This window comes from Ruminococcus sp. zg-924 (assembly GCF_024433635.1).
In the GTDB taxonomy this organism is placed as follows: Bacteria; Bacillota; Clostridia; order Oscillospirales; family Acutalibacteraceae; genus UBA7067.
The window spans coordinates 58,848-76,902 of the sequence record NZ_WNJZ01000008.1; the positions used below are offsets into that span (position 1 = coordinate 58,848).

Consider the following 18,055-nt stretch of genomic DNA (forward strand, 5'->3'; position numbering starts at 1 on the left):
ATACTGCGAAAGGCTGCACAAGTCCAGCGATTTTTCAGAAAATCACATTTTTTACAGGATCGACCATATATACAGCGGAGCCGTCAAGGTGAAGATCAGGCAGGCAAACAGAATTGCCGGAGCCGTGAATTCAAACTGCCCATGCTTTCGGTAGTCAAAATACGCTGTCCCCAGCTTTACGAAAAAGAGGATAGCAAGGATCATGTCAATGACGGGAAACACCACATTATTGACTACCGTCTTAATCTGTGCCTGCGCTGTATTCCATGTGTTTTCAATGGCGCCCGCCACATCGCCTGCGGCAAAGGCAGGTACGGCGGAAGCCGAAATCATAACCGCCATCATCATAACGCAGAGCAGGATTCTCATTGTTTTCTTTTTCATAAGCAATTTCCTCCAATCATTTTTTGAATTTCACTTTCCCGAATCTTTCGGGTTTTCACATTGAGGTTCTTACAGAATTGAAGCTCGGCGGCCATGCCCTCGGTTACCTCATCGCCAAACTGCCACAGCTCATCGCAGAACCACAGCAGGGAAAGTCCTGCCGCCATCCCGATTTCACGCTCCTTCGGCTTGCTGTCATCGAGGCACAGCGCATAGAAATGCGGCACGACCGGAGCCGTGCCGCACAGTAGCGCATATTTGGCGTATCTCTTTACCCGTTCAAGATTCTCATGGATATTGCCGCCGAGAGGAGCGCAGATATACACCTTTTTCATCATTCGTCATCGTCATCCTTTTTGCGCTTGATTGCCATAATCCCGACAGAGACAAGCCCGCCCAGGGCAACGGCTCCCAAGCCGATCCAGAAACCGAGATTGCTGTTATCTCCGGTCTGCGGAACATCGGGAGTCGGCGGAATAAGCTTCACGGTCTGACTGTCATCCTCAATATCCGCATGGACAGCGATCTCCACGCTGTCACGGGAAACGGATTCAAACACAACAACTTCCGCCTGCTTGGTGATGCCGCCGGCGTCGAAGGTAAAGGTCATCTTTACCTCTCCGTCTGCCGTTTCAGGCTTAAAGGTATAGGTGCTGCGGATTTGCTCACCATTCACTGTAAACGGCTTTCCCGTAGCCTTATCCATCAGAATGCCGCTGATCGTGTACTCCTTGCCGGGGGTGAGATTCTTATAGGAAACAATATCATCAATGGTAATCGTGCCTTTGGCGGTAACTTCCTTTTTGCCATCCACAGAGGCTTTGGTTCCGATCTCCGGTGCCTTGACCTTTACCGTCTGTCCTTCATCCTCAATATCCGCATGGACGGCAAGCTCTTTCCCGTCCTTGTACAGGCTCTCAAACACCACGATATCGGTATCCGCCTTGATAAACTTGGAATCGAAAATGAATTCGACGGTCGTTTCTCCTGCGGGAGCTTCGGGTGTAAACACAGTTTCTACATGGATTTCCTCACCGTCAATCACAAGAGGCTTGCCGGTGGATTTATCCATGAGAACACCCTTCAGCACATATTCTTTGCCGGGGATAAGGTGCTTGTAGGAGACGGTATCGGTAAGGGTGAATACCTCGGTGGCGCAGATTTCCTTTTCTCCGTCCACAGTTGCCGTTGTCCCGATTTCCGGGATACGGTCGTTGACTACGGTGATTTCAATGATTTCTTCCTCTGCCGTAACCGTAATAGGATAGAGTTCCTCATTGGGGAGGAAGCCCTCGGCAGGCTTCAGTTCCTTAACCAGCCAATTCCCATAGGGTACATTTTCAAAGGTGAAGATACCGTCCTCACCGGACTCGGCGGTCAGGATTGCGTTTTCCTCCGTGTATTCAGTTTCATCGGGACGGAACAAACCGAACAGAGCGCCCACGATGGAATTCTCCGTTTCACGGTCGATCTTCAAGCCCTTAACCGTGCCGTAGATGATGTCGTTTTCAATCGGATCGCCATCATTTGCAGAGAGATTGACAGTTCCCACATCCTGTCCGGCATACGCAAACTCCACAGGATATTTTTCATCCGAGAGAATATAGTGGCTGTCCACAGCGATTTCCTTGGCATACAGCTTTGTGCCCACAGGAATATCCGATGCAAAGGTAACCTTGCCGTTTTCATCGCAGGATACGATTTCCATGAGCCCGTCTGCCGGGATTACGCTGCCGTCTGCGGCGGTGAGATTCTCGGCTGCGAACAGGCCGAACTGCACCGAGAGGATTTCGTTATTAGTTCCGATGCCGAAGGTTTCGTCTTTCTCCATGATCTTGGAGAGATCGATCTGCACACGCTGGCGCTCGTTGTAGAAGGAGGCAGCGGTTTCGGTGATCTCGATTTCCTGTCCGGCGTAGGTGAGCTGCACCGATTTTGTCTCAGGATTCAGCACCATCCCATACGGCGCTTTGATTTCTTTGATTTCATAGCTTCCAAGATACAGCGGCTCTGTGGTAGCTGCCCCTGTACTGTCCGTTTCTATTGTGGCTGTGACTTCACCCTTGCTGTATCGCAGCGTACCGTCCGGCGTGATGATATCCTCTGCGGCGGTGATTTCATAGACAGCCCCGGCAAGCCCTGCCGAAGCATAAACCGGCTGGTACAGACCGTCCGCTTCTGTAACGGAAGAGAATACTTCGCCGGATTTGGATACCGTGATTGTGCCTTTTTGCGGCATATTCGGGCGTTCAACCTTAACGATTGTTACAGCGTTTTCCTCAGTAGACGCATCTTCTGTGATATCGAAATACACAGGATCGCTGTTCAGCACATAACCGTAAGGTGCGGACACTTCCACCAGCGAATAGCCCGTGCCATAATCCAGCACTTCCGGCGTGATGAGCGTACCATCCGCTGTGGTATAGAAGGTATCGATGGTAGTGATTTCCGGGTAAGTGAAGGTCATCTCCACCTTATTGCCGCTGGGATCATAAATCTGAAAACCGGCGCCCGCATAAGGAATGTTCTTTCCGGTTTCCGCATCTGTTTTAATCACCTTAACATACGCCTTGAAAGGGGCGTTGTTGATGAGGAAGCGATAGGTTTCGCCATCCTTGCTTACGAACACATCAAAGGCGTCCATCAATTCCTTGCCGTCCCAGCCTTTTGTCTGTCTGACGGTATAAATGCCGTAGGGCAGGAGCTTGGTTTCCGCAAAGCCGTTTTCATCGCACACGAGATAGTCGCGCTCAGATTCCTTTGCGTTTTCATAGCTACCGGAGGCTTTGAGGAACACCTCAAATTCCGCGCCTGCTTCGGGTGTTTCAATCTGCGTTTCGCCATCGTCGCAATGCTTAATGACAGCGATTTTGCCGGTCATGACGGTTTCCAGTGCGTCAAGGGCAGCGCTGTTGTATTCCACCTCGTATAGCTTTGGCTCCACGCCGATATGCTGGGTATCGCCGTTTAGCAGATAGCCCTCGGACGGATTCAGTTCCCGCAGGCTCCAATCCGAATCGCAGATATAATACTTGGTGGTAAACTGCCCATTCTCGTCGGTTGTATAGGAGTCGATGAGCTGATTGCCCTTAAAAATACCGTATTCCGCACCGGCGAGGCTTGCATCGCCCTGTGTGGTTCCTGCTTCGGAATCGCTCTTGGTGACGGTGAGCTGCCATTTCTTGAGAATGTTATCAAAGGATTTCTCCGTTACCTTATTCCATTCGATGGCTGCCGTCTGCTTGTCCGGCACCACATAGCGAATGGCGGTATCCATTTCTTCCAGCACATAAGCGGAACCGATGAGGACATCCCGGAAATACGCCTTGCCTGTACTGTCGGTCACGGCGTATTCGTCTACCGCAAGCCCGCTGTAAGAGGTGCCGGAAAGGTGGAATCTCACGCCATCGTTCAGACCGTCCTCAGAGGTTTTGGTTACGGTGAGATCGCCGCGCTTCAAAACATTGTTAAAGGTGACGGTAGCCGTCTGTCCGCTGACCACAGTGACGCGGCGGGTTTCCTGCGGCTCATATCTGTCCTCAGTAAGCTCTGTTACGGTATAAATACCGGGCATGAGGTTATCGATCTGAATCTGACCGCCGTTTTTCGTCTGAACGGTCTTATCGATGCCATTGCCCTGCACATGGAAATTGATCCCGTCCACCTTGCCGTCCTCGGAGGTTTTTACGATTTTGGCGGAGCCGTAGGATACCTTCACATTCAGGAATCCCTTCACGGGATCGCTGACGGACTCGGCATAAGTGATCAAATCCTGCAAGGTAGAATGACCGGGCAGATAGTGACCGTCTGTCCAGGTGATGATCCCGCGCCGCTGGGAGTTTTTCTTTTCTGCTGTAATGCTCACAGCAGAGGCAGGCGCAGTTTTGGCTGTGATTGTGAGCTTGTTGCCGCTGACCGAAAAGCTCAAGCCGCTGCCGCTGAAGCTGTAATTGCCAAGAACATTGTTGGTATCCGTCAGCGTTGCCGTATACTCGCTGCCGTTCCACGCAAGCTCGATATTCTGCGCCCTGCCAGCGGTCTTGCTCATGAAGCTGGGCAGCTTGGAATGCTTTTGAACGCTGCTTTCAATGCTGTTGTAGTAGCTGAAAATCTTAGCGCGCAGCGGATGAGCATCGCTGATCTGATCTGCCACGGCGTCGTAGCTGCCGGTATCTACATGATTAAAATCCGAATCGCGCTCTCCCACAACGGTTTCCCAAACAAGCAGCTGGGTTGCCACCGCATAGGCCAGCTTGTCGCCGCCCTCATTCTGACTTCTCCACGAAGTGGAGATGCTGCCGGTATATCCGTACTGCATGATTCTGCCGACGAAGGCTTTGATTTCATAGGGCGCGATGGTTTTGTTATAGTCGGAGGGATAGTTCTCCCAAAAATCCTCGCCCCATTTTGTCAGCACATCGCCGTTGTCCAGGGGTACGCCGGGTTCGATGCAATAGCAGATTTTAGCCTCATACGATCCAATCGCATGGATGGTGGTATAGATAGTACTGCCGGAAGACCAGCCGTTCATATATTGGAGATTCCCATGTCCCCATGTGCCGCTGTAATCGAGATTGGCGTCCCCGTCACGGGGATAGGAGATGAGGACAGCCTCATCCGTTTCCGATGCTGCGAAAGCAGTGGTTGTGCCGATCCCCATAAAGGTGGAAAAGCACAGAAGCACCGCTATGAGCATGGAGAGACTTCGTTTGATTTTTGTTTTCATATTGTAAAGGCTCCTTTCAGACAAACAAAAAGCACACCGTTTTTCACGATGTGCCTTGTCTGCGTATTTGGTTTTGATTTATGCGTAGCCGATATAGATGTCCCACGAGGTGTCTGTTCTCGGCTCCGCCCATATCCACACAGCCGTGATATCCTCATCGCGGCTGTACTTATCCAGCATCCCGCACAGATCCCGTTCCAGATACTTGCTGTTTGCACTGGCGATGATGGGATTGTCCCAGCAGGAGACTGCCTCGCTGTCCAGCTCCAGCCCGATGCTCTGTGCATAGCTTTTTGCGTAGGACACCCAATAGCTTACATCGAACTCCGGCTGGACAGGCTGGGTGGGTTCCGGTTCCGTAGGAATCGGCTCCGGCTCGGTGGGGACAGGCTCCGGTTTCTGCGGCGCAGATTCCGTTGGCTTACTCGGTTCAGCAGGAGCTGGCTCCGGTTCGGGCGGTGCCGGCGGCTGCGTTTGTGCAGCAGGCGGTTCCTGCGGCTGTTGCGCCTCGGTGGGTTCAGCAGGCTTTTGCGGTTCCGTCTGTACGGGTGGCTTGGTCTGCTCCGGAGCAGGTTCTGACTCCGATTTTTCTTTTTCTGCCGGCTGCTGTGGTTCGGATACAGAGGATTCTGCGGGTGGTTCCGATTCTTTCGGTGCAGTTGGTTCGGCAGAGATGACATCGCTCGTATCAGTGCCCGATATATCATCTGCCGTGACCGTACTGTCGGAAACGGATTCTGCCGGTGGCTTTGGCTGGTTTCCACATCCGGCAAGTCCCGATATAAGGAGTCCGCATAAAATTGCGGCTATCAGTTGTTTTTTCATGGGAGATCACCTTCCTTCACCACAAGCATACCAAAAGAATTTCAAAAGTCCAGCGTTTTTCTGAACTTTTCAAAGAAAAGTCACATAGTCGGTACTGCTCCTTGTTCCTCGCTCTCAGATTCTCCTGCCGCCTCGTCCTGCTGTTCGGCAAGCGCCTGTTCATAGGCGTTCATGACCTTTTCGTTCAGCTCATTCCTTGCCTCGGCAGTCACGGCATGAAAAATATCGCTGTATTTCGTATTGCCGCTTCCGTCCTTATGACTGCTTTGCGGCATAGCGACAAACATCCCTTTCTGCGAATCCACCACACGGATGCCGTGAATGGCAAAGGCGCCGCCGATATTGGCGCTGGCAAACGCCTTGATATTGCTGCCCTCGTAATCATTCAGCCTGTCGATCCGCACCTGAATGGACGGATTCTTTTGCTTTTGCCCCTTACCCGGAGCTGCCTGTTTCTTTGCTGCCATTTTATATTACCTCCGTTTTTACATCATCATGCCGGGGTCTTCAGATTCCTCCGGCGGCTGAAGCTCGTTCAGCTTTTCTCTCGCCCAATCGGGCAGATATTCATCCTTCAGGATTCCGGCGAAGTCCTCACGGTAAAAGTGGGTATCCTCACCGTCCTTCAGAAACTTGCCGAACACCTTGCGGCCTCGGCTGTTCGGTCTGCAGCCGAATCCGCCGTCTGCAAGGAACAACTGATCCTCCGGCGTTTTGTATCGGTCTTTGAGTACATCGCCTCGCAGCACCAGCACCTTGCCTTCATAATCGAGCTGCCCGTCCTTTTCCGATTCACAGTGGGAAGCGTCAAACAAACCAAGCGCCCGCCATGCTCTGCGGACTTGATTTGTAAAAATGTCCGTCAGTCCCGGATGCGCCTCCACGCAAAAGTGCCAGCGGACATCGTCTTTGGGGATATAAAAGCCCTTTGCCCAAGCCTTGTTTTCCTGACTGAACCGGCCGTCATCTCTTTTCTCCTGAATGGTATTGGCAAGCACCCAATTTACACGGTCAAAGCCGTATCGGTCGATAATCAGTTTGGTGCAGTCATCCAATCTGTTGTCATGATAGTTTTCGTTAATGGCGCGTTCAATCGCTCTTGCGCAGTCGCAGTTTTCCCTGTAGCTTTCCTGCCAGAGATCACGCTCATTGCTGCGGACAGCGTAATCCAGCGACCACATATACAGCGGTTTATGCTCAGACACTCTGCGTACCTCCTTGCTTCTCTGCCCACTTGATCGACAGATGGACGAGTGCGGCTCTCTGCTGTTCCTCTGAGAGTCCGTTCAAAAAATCAAAGAGCGTTACCTCGTCGTTCTGCGCGGCGGGCTGCGCTCCTTTGCAGTTATCGCAGATTTTCTCACGCTTGACAACCACGGTTCTGCCATCACCCGATTCGGCAAAGGACAGCACATCGTTATACGAAAATCCCACACGCTGCCGGATTTCATAGGGAATCGTAATCCTTCCTCGTTTTCCGAGAATTCTGAACATCTTATTCACAGCCGAACACCTCCGCTTCATCACAGTCAGCAAAGCAAGGGCAGTTCCCACAGTCTCCGTCACAGTCGATTTCGCTCATGGGGCAGCTCTCGCAGTCACCGTCACAGATAAAATCTGCCATATCCGCTACATTCTCAATGATAATCCTGCCATCTCCGGCGCTTGTCTGAATGACTCCGTCAAGGTCAATGCCGGAGGCAATCAGATCGTCCAGCGGGACAGGCAGCAGCACAAAGTCGCTTATCTCTTTATTTTGCATGATATAATACACTCCTTTAAGATTTTTTCGTAATCCTGACTTTCACCAAAGCCGTAACCGTCAAACAGTGTAAGCTGCTTTGGCTTTGCGCGTTCCCGTTCGTACAGATCGTAATTCCCGATGAGCAGCTCCTTGAATTCCTTTCCGGCTTCATACCGCTGTGCCATTGAATGAGTGCGAGAGAAATCGAAGATAGAAAAGCCTTCATAAAGCTCCCGTATTTCGGCGCAGTCGTTATAGGAAAGCAGGAACCTGCCGTTTATGGTTTTCAGCGTATCCCGCAGCCGCACATGATCCTCCCATCCGAAGCCTACCTCATACATATCCTCGGTGGAAAAATACGGCGGATCGGCATAGAAGAAGGCGTCGGGACGGTCATAGTGCCGGATCAGCGTTTCGAAATCCTGATTTTCAATCACTACATTTGCCAGCCTGTTCTGCAGCTGTCCGATCAGTCCGAACAGCTTGCGGATATCAAAGGGCTGGGATGCGTAGGATTTCCCACTGCTGGAATAGCTGTTTCGCAGCAGCTTCAAAAACATAGCGGCCCGGCGGACATCGTAATCCTCGGTAATCCGCAGCCGCAGCTCCTTGAGTTCCTTTGCTTCGGGAGGGGGAAACAGGATTTCTGTCAGCCTTAGTTCCTCTGAGAGATATCTGTCGTCAAACTGCTCGTTTTCAAAGAATTTGCGTATGGCGATGAAATCCTCACGGGAATTGAGATTACAAAAACCAAGCTCACGGATCACCGCCATTGTCCGTGCCTTCATGCATTGGAACAGGTTGGCGAGATTGCGGTCAAAGTCGTTGTACACCTCAAAGGTACAGGGACAGGGATTTCCCAGCAGTACACTGCCGGAACCGCCGAACACATCGATAAACCGACCGTATTTCAGCGGAAACAGTGCGTAGAGAATCGGAAGGATGGACGATTTGTTGCCCACCCTCGACACAGGCGTTTTTATGATCATCACCCTCTTTCATAGGGCGGACAACCGTTTCAAAGCAATAAAAAAAGCGGTATCAATCATTTGCTCTGAAACGATTGATACCGCCGTGCCTGTTATTTCTGATTCAGTTTTTCCTTGAGCCTTCGGATTTCCTGCTCATAATAGCTGATGCGGTTGATCTGCATACAGCAGAGTATACTGATGCCGATGCAGCCGCCAATCAGGATTCCCGTAAACAGCCATGCAAGCTCGCTCATTCTACATCACCATCCCTTCATCCTCATCTTCACTTGGCAGGTATGCCGTCTGAAAGGCATCCTCGCCAAGCTCCCTCAGCAGCTTGTTAAAGTCATCGGTGTCATAACAGCTCCGGAATCCAAAATCGGCGCAGTACTGTTCATACTTCGAGACATCCTGACCATCCATAATCATGCTTTCATTGAGCTGTAACCAGGCCTTTCCTTTTTCCCAGCATACGCAGAGAGAGGTGGGAAAACCGCCTGTCTGATCGCACTGGAAATCCGGCGAGGTGTAGATATCTTCGGAATCCCTTGTGATTGCTTTGAGCTTTGCCTGAAAATCATTCAGCGTCATAATCCCATCTCCATATCTTCATCATAGCTTTGACCGTCATCCACAGAGGTGATATTCACATATTCTCCTATAATGCTGAGTGCTTCGGAGTAGCTGCCCGCCGTTTCTGTAATGCGGCTGCACATCTCAGTTGCCTGTTCGGACATCCCGTTTTGCTGCAGTGTCCTCGATGCAATCCCCATGAGATTGAAGATATTCCCGTCCTGCCCGATGAGAGGACAGTCGGGCTTCTGCGCCTCCTGCACGCTGTCAATAAAGCCTCCAAGCTTATAGGGAACATAGTCTGAAAGCCATGTTCCGCCAAAGTCCTGATGTGTCTGCAGCCGCCACATGGCGAGCCTGCCAACATCCAGTTTGACATCTTCAGAAAAGGGGAACATGAGGCAGGTCAGTCCGTCATGTTCAAAGGCGGAGCAGTTTTCAGCTTTGAATTTTGTTCCTTCGAGCAAAATACCGGATTCCGTGAACAGATCATTGATACCGTCTACCCATTCGTCAAGGTTTCCGCCGCAGCCCTGTAGGATGAGCGCTTCGCTGTCCTTCATCTGTCTAAGATCATCTGCAGGTATCCCTTTGATGCTCATAGCTGCATCCCTCCTGTCTGCTGTTCGGATTCTTCCTCCTGATTCTCCTGTAAAAAATCAGTATTCATGAATTCCTCCGGCGTCAGTTCGTAGCCGAGAAAGTTGGGAGAGGAATCATCATCGAACACAAAATACTCATCACCGCCGAAATCAAATGGCGATTTTACAAGGATTGTACCGCCGTGGTTCACAGAGACAGATTCTTCGATGGAGGCAAAGCCGATGTTTTCGCCCTCCCGCAGGTCGTATTTATATAACCCTTCCGGCAGCTCCTGTTCAGTAACTCTGCCGTTCGTGAACAGGGCGGTCTGCCCAAGCACCTCCACAACCTCCAACTTTTCATCGGTGAATGCCTGCGTTTTCAGTTCCTTCACCTCCGGCTCGTCATACGGTACCGGCTCATACAGAGAACATCCGCAGGCGGAAATCACGCCGTATTCGGTCATGGATGCGCCAAGCCTTTGAAGCAGCCGTTCTCCCTCGTTTCGGGTGAGTAGTGTGTCCAGCCATTTTCTGTCAAGCCGGATATCCATATGCCGGCTCAGATAAGCCTTAAAAAATTCTCCCTCATCTTCGGTATCATAAGACAACTCATAACGGTCAAGCTGTTCCGCCGCATTCAATGCAGACTGAACATCTTTCGGAGGATTTGCCGTAAGCACCGCCTTGAACTTTACCTGATCCGACGGGGACATTTCCGCCATGCATTTTGCCAGCGCATTCAGCGTATCAAAATCCGCCATATCACCGAATATTTCAGAGGTAATCTGCGGAACGGAGGATTCAAAGCCGAAATAAACACAATCCTCGATACAGCCCTCATTATGAGCTTTGGCAATCGCATTTGCTTCTGCCTTATCAATGGGAAGACTGATCCATTCTGCACTGCCTGCGGTTTCGTCAGCCTCGCTTATCGGTGCCTTAGCCACTTTTAAGCGGAATGCAAACCACTCTGACGGCTCTTCGTGTGGGAGCGTTATTCCATCGTACACCTTTGGCATTTCATAATCCCCGGCAACCACATAGAAACCGTTCACATATACGCCGCCTTCAATTTCTCTTTGCAGCTTTCCGATCTGCTTTCGATTCAGCAGATACAGCGCATTTTCGGGAATGCTTGCCACATCTTCATTTATTTCTTCTTCGATGACAAACTGACCGAGCTGCTCATCGTTTCCCACATTGGATGCGATCATGACGGTATCGAGTCCATAGGTCATATTGATTAAATCCTTCATGCTGATCAGCTCACCTGCGGGATCGGCGGGAATTACACGCCCGGAAACTGCCTGCAGCACGAGCTGTTCTTCATCGGTTAAAGAAGCCAGCCGCTTCGCAAAGAAATTCAGCTCATCCAGTGTCGGTGAATCCAATCGGACATTTTCAAGTTCGGGTAAATCTTCACATTCCAAAATGCTGATCCACACACTGTCTTCTCTGCCTATGGCGCGGAGCTGCTGCATGGCGTCCCGAATCTCATAATCCTCAGCGGGGAGCTGAAGCTCCGTGTAATAATATCCGTTTGAGGCTGGTTTTTCTGCTGAGAGGTCAAGCCTCATAATTTTTCTTGTATAACTCATCTGATCCTCCTACATGGACATGGTCATGGTTTCTTCGGGTTCTTCCGTTTTCAGCCGGACGAGATTTTGGTCAAACAGATCCGTCTGCATATCCGTGATCTCCTGATTGAGCAGTTCATAAGAGGCATGTATAACGCCGTTAATGGTTATGAACTGCCTGCTGCCGTCAAGCAATTCTTTGCTGTCCTCCGGCGTGAGGCGGACATTGCCGTCCGGCGTCATAATATCAAAGATTGCCGAAGGCTTCTGCATTAGTTGTCCTTTTACTGTCCGCATCAGCGCTTCCTGTTCCGCTTCCCATGCTTCCGCATTTTTGATGCCTGCCGAAACAATCGGAATAAAGCCCTCCGTATCCTCGCAGATATCCTTAAACCTGCTGCCAAAGTCTTCGAGCAGCGTCAAGTCATTTGCATAGCAGAAGAAGCCGCCCATTTCACAATCAAAGAGTATTTTGGAGATATTGGGATCGTCTTTGAATGCTTCACGGAACGCCGCCTCCCACTCGTAGCCGCTGCCGTGGGTTTTCAGTCCGTTTTTGCTGTATGCAGGTTCACCGATCTCCGCCGCATAAGCGTCGAATGCGTCCTGACAGTATGGGTAGTATTCATCACCGAGCATATCCAAAGGCAAGCACAAGCTGTAGCTGCCGTCTTCATGATCAACGATATAGAAGGGAGGGCTCTCCTGATTGAATTTATCAATTCTTTGCCTGATATTCACTGCTTTCACAACCTTTCTGTAATGTGATATTTCTCATTGATTTCTCTGATTTTTCTGCCAATAGCAGAAATGACGGGAACGCTGACTGCGTTTCCCGCCATCTTGTACAGATGCCCGTCTGAAAGCCCGGTGGCCTGCGCCTTATAGAACTGCTCGTCGGTAAAGCCCTGCAGCCGCCAGCACTCAATGGGCATCAGCTTTCGAATTCTGCCGTGATGCACAATACCATGCCTGTCCTGTGCGGTGATGGTGAACATCGGCTCGTCCGGCTCTTTCAACCTTCTTCCGTTCTGACGGACAGTTTCACGGTCAGGCGTCAGGATGGCTCTCGGCGCATCCTCTACGAGTACGCCGGAATTTCTTCCTTTGTGATTTCCAACTCCGGAATCGTACCGGGCAATCAGGCATCTTGCTTCTTCGGTAATGGCAGGTTCAGGATTCAGATCAATGAAATACAGCCCTGTTTTGCCGCCCCAGCCGCCAGATCCCGCACACTGCGTACAGGCTACGCCATCGGTGCTGTAGACTCTCGCTCCCTGCGGTCCGGGGATAAGCTGTTTAAGATCTTCCGCATGGCCGCCGGTGAGAGGAAATACTTCTCCGGCGCCTCGCTCATCACGATGTCCGACAATGTACAGGCGCCTTCGCTGCTGGGGGACTCCGAAATATTTGCTGTTAAGCACACACCATTCAGGATGATACCCCATTTCAACAAGCGTGGAGAGGATGGCTTCAAATGTCCGGCCGTCGTCATGCGATAGCAGCCCCGGCACATTTTCCAGTAAAAGAAATGCAGGCCGTTTCTCACGAGCAATTCGGGCAACCTCAAAGAAGAGAGTTCCTCTTGTATCTGCAAATCCGAGCCGCTTTCCCGCAACCGAGAAGCTCTGACAAGGAAAGCCCGCACAGATGAGGTCGATGTCGGGGAGTCCGGTTGGATCAATTTTGGTTGCGTCTTCATAGTAGATTTCTCCTTTCGGTTCATAGAGTGCGTTATAGGCTCTGTTGACATATTTATCGATTTCGCAGTGACCGATGCATTCAAAACCGCCTACCGCTTCCAGTCCCGACCGGAACCCGCCGATGCCTGCGAACATATCAAAAAATCGGATTGCCATAGCAAATCCGACCGTCTTTCGTTATTCTTTTTCCGTTTCACCTCACATTCCCATGATGGGAGAGTTATTCACATCTATATCGTTTTCTTGTTCCTCTGCAAGTTCTTCTTCGGTTAACTTGCGGAAAGAGTCCTCGCCGGGGACAATTCCAAGCGATCTGCCGTTATCAAAGGAACAGTGCAAAGTTCCGATATCATCGACGACTCTGACAGTTCCTCTTGTGTTGTCCTCGACGGGGCGCGGATCGTCTCCCATGCTCAAAAGCATGATTCGTGTGCCGGGCGGATAGTTGTCTTTCATACGCTGTGCAAAGCGCCGTTCTGCTTCAAAAGGGTTCATATTCTTTTCCTCCGTTTCTGCTGTATTTTAACTTGAAAATATTCTGTTACAATCATGTTTCACATCCCTCCAAACTGCATTCCATGCGATTCCTCAATGCAATTGTCGAGTTCATCTTCTGTGCAGAGAAAATAACTGTCACCGGGATGCCAAAAGGAGACGAACAGATCGCCGTCCTCGGTGTCAATAGGCTGCTGTTCTACATGCTCTCCAAAGCCGTCCGCACACTGTCCAACCAGCCAGCCTTTGAAAATTTCCGTTTCATCCTCTGTCAGTTCTTCCTTGAATCGGCAATCAATTCTTCCGTACAGCCTGCCCTTGTATTCGTCCACAGTCCATACGGCAGAGACGAGCTTTTCCTTGATTCCATCGTCATCATTAAAAAATTGCGCCATTTCGTCTTCCGGCGATGACTGCTCCATTTCCAGCAGTTCACGGATAGCCCATTCATAGCTTTTGAGATAGAGGTTGCCGACAGGCGTTGTGCCGCCGTACTCAGAATCCTCGATATTTCCATCCAGCGGACAAAAGAAGGACATATTCACCCGTCCGGCCTGATAAGTCATATCCTTCATGTCACGGAACAGCTCAGCAATGCCGGTATATTGGTCGTTCAGCAGATTTTGCTCCAATTCTTCCTTGATCGCTTCATCTGCCTTTTTAATCACAAAACAGGCCGTGTTCACATCCGCAAGGGTGTCCTGTTCAAAAAATAAACGGAGCAGATGGTTTCCAATGTCTCTGTCGGCGTAAAGTTTAACCCGGATATCATCTTCCTCGTCATCGGTTAACGGAATCCTTTCGAGTGCCTTGCGGATTCCTATGGAGCAGAGTTCCTCATAAATGTCGAGATAATTTTTCGGAAACTCCGTAACAAGCGTATTTTCCTTATTTGTAATGACTGCATTAATCATCGCCATGCTTCATCACCTCGGTTCATAGATGCGATTGCACCGAGTCCAAATCGGCGGATTGCCATTGCGTTGCAGATCAGTCCGAATACCTTCGGCGGTATAAGGCTATGATCGGCAAGATCACTGACAGTCAGATGCTTTGTGCCGAGATAGAGGTCTTTTGCGGCGCAGAATAGCGCGTATGCGGTTTCTGTGCAGTTCGGCAAATGTACCTGCTCAAAGCAGATGCAGCCGGAAACCACAAATCTTTTTGTGGCTCTCCACAGTCTGCCGTCTGCCGTAAGCAGGTAGAGAGCAGACAGCAGCGCATAATTCTTTTTGCTTTCTTTTTTGATGGCGGCTTCAAATGCCGCCCTGTGCTTATCGTTTTTGTAGATCATAGGTGTTTTCTCGCTTTCTTTCAGATATTGTTGGAGGCGAAGCCGGAACGGGCGGTACCGTATAGCGGACGCCGTTTTCATCATCACCCCGGCAAAAGTGGACGGAGGGATTTCTGTGATCCTTATGGTGATCACTCCGCATCCTCTCGGACGGAAATTGGGGACGCGCTGCATGAGCTTCTCCATCTCACGCAGGCGGTCGTTTTGCATAAAGTACATGGTAGTTTCCTTTCTGGAAATACAAAAAGCCCCCGATTTTTGTTTTCAGAGGAAATCCAAAAATCGAGGGCTTGAGGAAGGCTTTTTACATATTGATTTGTGGGGCGTCGTCCTGCTCGAAGGAAGGCGGCGCATCTTCTAACTGCGGATATCCGTATCGCAGCTTGGTCATGAGTTCATCAAGCTGTTTTTCCTGTTTGTAGGTCAGCGTTTCACAGTTGCCTTTGGTAAAGTCAAGGCAGCGATAAAGGTTGGCGGCTTCATCCTCGGTAAAGAGGCGCTGTGCATCGATCAGCCCTGAACGGGTGGCAAAGGACTCCTTCGCATATTCAAAATTGGGGGAATAATCCCCGTGGGCAACGCTTCTGCGGTCTGCGCTTTGCTTCCATGTAGTGAACATGAATCCATGCTTTTCGCTGTACATTCCGGCAAGGACGGTGTCGCCGTATTCGGCAAATCTGCGGTATTCGTCTATATCCCGAATGCCCATGCGCGGGGATGCCTCATACAGATTGGTATATTCACGAACCGCTTTTGCCTGATCCTGTACGGCGTAAAAAGCGTCGCGCATTTCATCGGTCAGCTCTTTGTCAATTGCTCCGTAAATATATCCGGCTTTGTCCTGCCATCCGATCTTGAAGCCGTCATAGAAAAAGGCGAGCGATTCGTCGCTTTCGCTGTATTGTCCGGTACATCCGAACCGGGGAAGTTTTCGTAAAAGCTCCTGTTGATAGATTGTCATAGAGTACCTCCTGATCGATTTTTGGGTAAAGAAAAAGACGCATGGATTTTTTCTGTTCCATGCGCCTGCAGTGAAGATATTCAGTTTGGTTTGAGTTCAAAACTCTCCGCAAAGGGAAAAACGCCTTTTTACATCTATGATTCTGCATCTTGAAAAATGCCCCTATAGACAGCGAAAAACCCCGATAAAATCGGGGTTTTCTTGGGCTATATCTTTTTTATAGCCTCTTGATGGTGCGGGTGACAGGACTTGAACCTGCACGGTGTTGCCACTAGAACCTAAATCTAGCGCGTCTGCCAATTCCGCCACACCCGCGAAGTTATAAAAATGCAAAATGCAAAGTGCATAATGCAAAATTATTTATTTGAATTTGAGGTTTTACAAATTTTCATCAGAATACTTATAATCTCAATTATATCCGATTGTAAACTTTCAAATTGCGTTTTATCAATGTAATTTGTTTTATAAAGCAATTTAATCCAATAATACGATTCATTTGCTTCTTTTAAAGCAATACTCATTTTTGATATAAAATCCGGTTTACTTTGAGCTCTTTGTGCTTCTGAAACATTTGCGCCAACGCTCGTTCCACATCTTAAAAGCTGTTTTGAAAGTACATACTCTTTGTATTGTGTTGTTAGATGTTTATATAAATTTACAATACGCACAGCAAAATCAAAGCTTTTATTTTCTATAATATTATCATTCATATAATCTATTAATTCTGCATTTTGCATTTTGAATTCTGAATTTCTACACCAAGGTAGCGTGACCTAAATCTAGCGCGTCTGCCAATTCCGCCACACCCGCATAATTATTGATGTTTTTCATAACGAATGTTATTATACAACAATTTAATTGAAAAAGCAAGTTTTTAATAAAGAAAAGAAATTAATATCATAATATAACAAAAAGATACCGGTTCACTTCATATTCAAACCGATATCTTTATTTTGCAATAATTAATTTTCGTTTTCTATGTCTGTAATCATCTGAACTCTTCTAACATGGCGGTCACCGTCAAAAGGAGTTTCAAGAAAAATTTTTGAAAACTTTACGGCCTGCTCCTCGGTAATAACTCTGCCTCCCATTGCAATAATATTTGCATCGTTATGACGGCGTGTCATCTCGGCGCAAAACTCGTTTGTTACAACAGCAGCTCTTATACCCTTTACCTTGTTTGCGGCTATGGAAATTCCAATACCTGTACCGCAGCACAAAATGCCCTTTTCACATTCACCGCTTGCAACCGCATCAGCTACCTTTTTTGCATAAACAGGATAGTCAACAGACTCTTCGCTGTAACAACCAAAATCATTGTATGCTATTTCGCTTTCCTCAAGATATTTTTTTATTGCCTCTTTAATGGCAAATCCGCCGTGATCGCATCCAATTGCTATCATTTCTTCTCCCCCTTGTTCTTTGCAATCAGCTCTCGCTCTGCCTGTGACAGTCGCAAGTATGACGGCATTAATGCCGCTGCGCTGATTGTTTCATCGTTACTATATTTCTTTATTGCCACAGCTGCAACCGAGGACGCTTTTTGAAAGCGCAGGTTCTGCGGCGGTAATTTAACATTGTTGTTTTCTTCACCAATAAGGCTGTATGCAAGAGCAGAACCGTCACCTACAAGCACAATGTCACCGCTTATGTCCTTAAGCTCATCGCCCAGCTTATCAGCCATAATCGCCCTATCATCACAAAGTCTTGTTATTTCACCGTTTTCAACCTTAAAAAGCGCATTGTAAAACTGCTTGCAGCGTGCATCCATAACGGCGCATATTGTATATTCGCCAATCGGCGGCAGATTGTACGCCATAGCCTCAAGAGTTGAAACGGAAACACACCTTTTACCAAGCGCCGCTGCCATACCCTTAACACAGCTAACGGCAATCCTCAATCCGGTAAAAGAACCGGGACCTGCTGACACCGCAAGAGCGTCAATCTCATCAAGTGTATAACCGGACGCTTTCAATAGCTGTTCAACCATTGGCATTAAGGTTGCGCTGTGAGTAAGTCCAACATTGAGGTATGTTTCCCCAAGCAGCTTGCCGTCATCAACTAATGCAACTGACGCTGAAACTGCTGAGGAATCAAAGGCTAAAATTTTCATCTAAGCTCTCCCCCCTACTTTGCAATGTCATTAGGTTAACGTCATTGCAGTGAAATTTTGCCTGTGCATAGTGTAATCTGCCTTACGGCAGGCGAAATATTTGCA

23 protein-coding genes and 1 tRNA gene are annotated in these 18,055 nt (G+C 49.2%); 1 reads left to right on the forward strand and 23 read right to left on the reverse strand.

Annotated elements, in window-relative coordinates:
- Positions 1–51: 51 nt before the first annotated feature.
- The 4 genes from GMA13_RS05190 to GMA13_RS05205 form a co-directional block, all read right to left on the reverse strand.
- Positions 52–384: a DUF3852 domain-containing protein gene (locus tag GMA13_RS05190; protein WP_255883100.1), complete on the reverse strand. Its 333-nt coding sequence runs from the start codon at positions 382–384 to the stop codon at positions 52–54.
- Positions 381–722, reverse strand: a complete 342-nt coding sequence (locus GMA13_RS05195) for a DUF4406 domain-containing protein (protein ID WP_255883101.1) — start codon at positions 720–722, stop codon at positions 381–383. Before GMA13_RS05195 ends, GMA13_RS05190 begins: the two co-directional genes overlap by 4 nt.
- The gene (locus GMA13_RS05200; RefSeq protein WP_255883102.1) at positions 719–5,110 is read right to left on the reverse strand and encodes a SpaA isopeptide-forming pilin-related protein; all 4,392 of its coding nucleotides are present in this window, start codon (positions 5,108–5,110) and stop codon (positions 719–721) included. Before GMA13_RS05200 ends, GMA13_RS05195 begins: the two co-directional genes overlap by 4 nt.
- A 78-nt stretch (positions 5,111–5,188) precedes the next feature.
- The gene (locus GMA13_RS05205; RefSeq protein WP_255883103.1) at positions 5,189–5,416 is read right to left on the reverse strand and encodes a hypothetical protein; all 228 of its coding nucleotides are present in this window, start codon (positions 5,414–5,416) and stop codon (positions 5,189–5,191) included.
- 37 nt (positions 5,417–5,453) lie between these two features.
- On the opposite strand from GMA13_RS05205, the gene GMA13_RS05210 reads away from it, so the two are divergent.
- On the forward strand, positions 5,454–5,999 hold the full coding sequence (locus GMA13_RS05210; protein WP_255883105.1) for a hypothetical protein: 546 nt from the start codon (positions 5,454–5,456) through the stop codon (positions 5,997–5,999).
- A 16-nt stretch (positions 6,000–6,015) separates the two neighbouring features.
- Here GMA13_RS05210 and GMA13_RS05215 read toward each other — a convergent pair whose 3' ends face one another.
- From GMA13_RS05215 to tsaB, 19 genes are all read right to left on the reverse strand, one after another.
- Complete coding sequence (locus GMA13_RS05215; protein WP_255883107.1) at positions 6,016–6,402, reverse strand: SpoVG family protein; 387 nt, start codon at positions 6,400–6,402, stop codon at positions 6,016–6,018.
- An 18-nt stretch (positions 6,403–6,420) separates the two neighbouring features.
- Positions 6,421–7,140 carry a DUF3849 domain-containing protein gene (locus GMA13_RS05220; RefSeq protein ID WP_255883108.1) on the reverse strand — a complete coding sequence of 240 codons (720 nt, stop codon included), beginning with the start codon at positions 7,138–7,140 and terminating at the stop codon, positions 6,421–6,423.
- Entirely contained in the window at positions 7,133–7,369 is a 237-nt protein-coding gene (locus tag GMA13_RS05225; protein WP_255883109.1) for a hypothetical protein, read from the reverse strand. Before GMA13_RS05225 ends, GMA13_RS05220 begins: the two co-directional genes overlap by 8 nt.
- 61 nt (positions 7,370–7,430) lie before the next feature.
- The gene (locus tag GMA13_RS05230; protein WP_255883110.1) at positions 7,431–7,697 is read right to left on the reverse strand and encodes a hypothetical protein; all 267 of its coding nucleotides are present in this window, start codon (positions 7,695–7,697) and stop codon (positions 7,431–7,433) included.
- On the reverse strand, positions 7,679–8,668 hold the full coding sequence (locus GMA13_RS05235) for a DNA adenine methylase (protein WP_255883111.1): 990 nt from the start codon (positions 8,666–8,668) through the stop codon (positions 7,679–7,681). The genes GMA13_RS05230 and GMA13_RS05235 overlap by 19 nt, the downstream gene beginning before the upstream one ends.
- 92 nt (positions 8,669–8,760) lie before the next feature.
- Positions 8,761–8,904 carry an inseCt neurotoxin 1c gene (locus GMA13_RS05240; protein WP_255883112.1) on the reverse strand — a complete coding sequence of 48 codons (144 nt, stop codon included), beginning with the start codon at positions 8,902–8,904 and terminating at the stop codon, positions 8,761–8,763.
- Position 8,905: 1 nt separating this feature from the next.
- Entirely contained in the window at positions 8,906–9,241 is a 336-nt protein-coding gene (locus GMA13_RS05245) for a hypothetical protein (protein WP_255883113.1), read from the reverse strand.
- Positions 9,238–9,825, reverse strand: a complete 588-nt coding sequence (locus GMA13_RS05250) for a hypothetical protein (RefSeq protein ID WP_255883114.1) — start codon at positions 9,823–9,825, stop codon at positions 9,238–9,240. The genes GMA13_RS05245 and GMA13_RS05250 overlap by 4 nt, the downstream gene beginning before the upstream one ends.
- The gene (locus GMA13_RS05255; protein ID WP_255883115.1) at positions 9,822–11,405 is read right to left on the reverse strand and encodes an LPD28 domain-containing protein; all 1,584 of its coding nucleotides are present in this window, start codon (positions 11,403–11,405) and stop codon (positions 9,822–9,824) included. The genes GMA13_RS05250 and GMA13_RS05255 overlap by 4 nt, the downstream gene beginning before the upstream one ends.
- 9 nt (positions 11,406–11,414) lie before the next feature.
- Positions 11,415–12,125, reverse strand: coding sequence for an immunity 51 family protein (locus GMA13_RS05260; protein ID WP_255883117.1), 711 nt, complete (start codon positions 12,123–12,125; stop codon positions 11,415–11,417).
- 5 nt (positions 12,126–12,130) lie between these two features.
- Positions 12,131–13,243: a DNA (cytosine-5-)-methyltransferase gene (gene dcm / locus GMA13_RS05265; protein ID WP_255883118.1), complete on the reverse strand. Its 1,113-nt coding sequence runs from the start codon at positions 13,241–13,243 to the stop codon at positions 12,131–12,133.
- 42 nt (positions 13,244–13,285) lie between these two features.
- Positions 13,286–13,582, reverse strand: coding sequence for a DUF4314 domain-containing protein (locus GMA13_RS05270; protein WP_255883120.1), 297 nt, complete (start codon positions 13,580–13,582; stop codon positions 13,286–13,288).
- A 59-nt stretch (positions 13,583–13,641) separates the two neighbouring features.
- A complete protein-coding gene (locus GMA13_RS05275) occupies positions 13,642–14,502 on the reverse strand; it encodes a hypothetical protein (RefSeq protein ID WP_255883121.1) in 861 nt (286 codons plus the stop codon).
- Positions 14,493–15,095 (reverse strand): hypothetical protein, encoded by a 603-nt coding sequence (locus GMA13_RS05280; protein ID WP_255883122.1) that lies wholly within the window; start codon positions 15,093–15,095, stop codon positions 14,493–14,495. The genes GMA13_RS05275 and GMA13_RS05280 overlap by 10 nt, the downstream gene beginning before the upstream one ends.
- 85 nt (positions 15,096–15,180) lie before the next feature.
- Positions 15,181–15,837, reverse strand: a complete 657-nt coding sequence (locus tag GMA13_RS05285) for a hypothetical protein (protein ID WP_255883123.1) — start codon at positions 15,835–15,837, stop codon at positions 15,181–15,183.
- Between the two features lie 231 nt (positions 15,838–16,068).
- Positions 16,069–16,152 (reverse strand) — tRNA-Leu (locus GMA13_RS05290).
- Between the two features lie 41 nt (positions 16,153–16,193).
- Complete coding sequence (locus GMA13_RS05295) at positions 16,194–16,574, reverse strand: four helix bundle protein (protein WP_255883124.1); 381 nt, start codon at positions 16,572–16,574, stop codon at positions 16,194–16,196.
- 225 nt (positions 16,575–16,799) lie between these two features.
- On the reverse strand, positions 16,800–17,240 hold the full coding sequence (gene rpiB / locus GMA13_RS05300) for a ribose 5-phosphate isomerase B (RefSeq protein ID WP_255883125.1): 441 nt from the start codon (positions 17,238–17,240) through the stop codon (positions 16,800–16,802).
- Positions 17,237–17,950, reverse strand: coding sequence for a tRNA (adenosine(37)-N6)-threonylcarbamoyltransferase complex dimerization subunit type 1 TsaB (tsaB, locus tag GMA13_RS05305; RefSeq protein ID WP_255883126.1), 714 nt, complete (start codon positions 17,948–17,950; stop codon positions 17,237–17,239). The genes rpiB and tsaB overlap by 4 nt, the downstream gene beginning before the upstream one ends.
- Between the last annotated feature and the right edge of the window lie 105 nt (positions 17,951–18,055).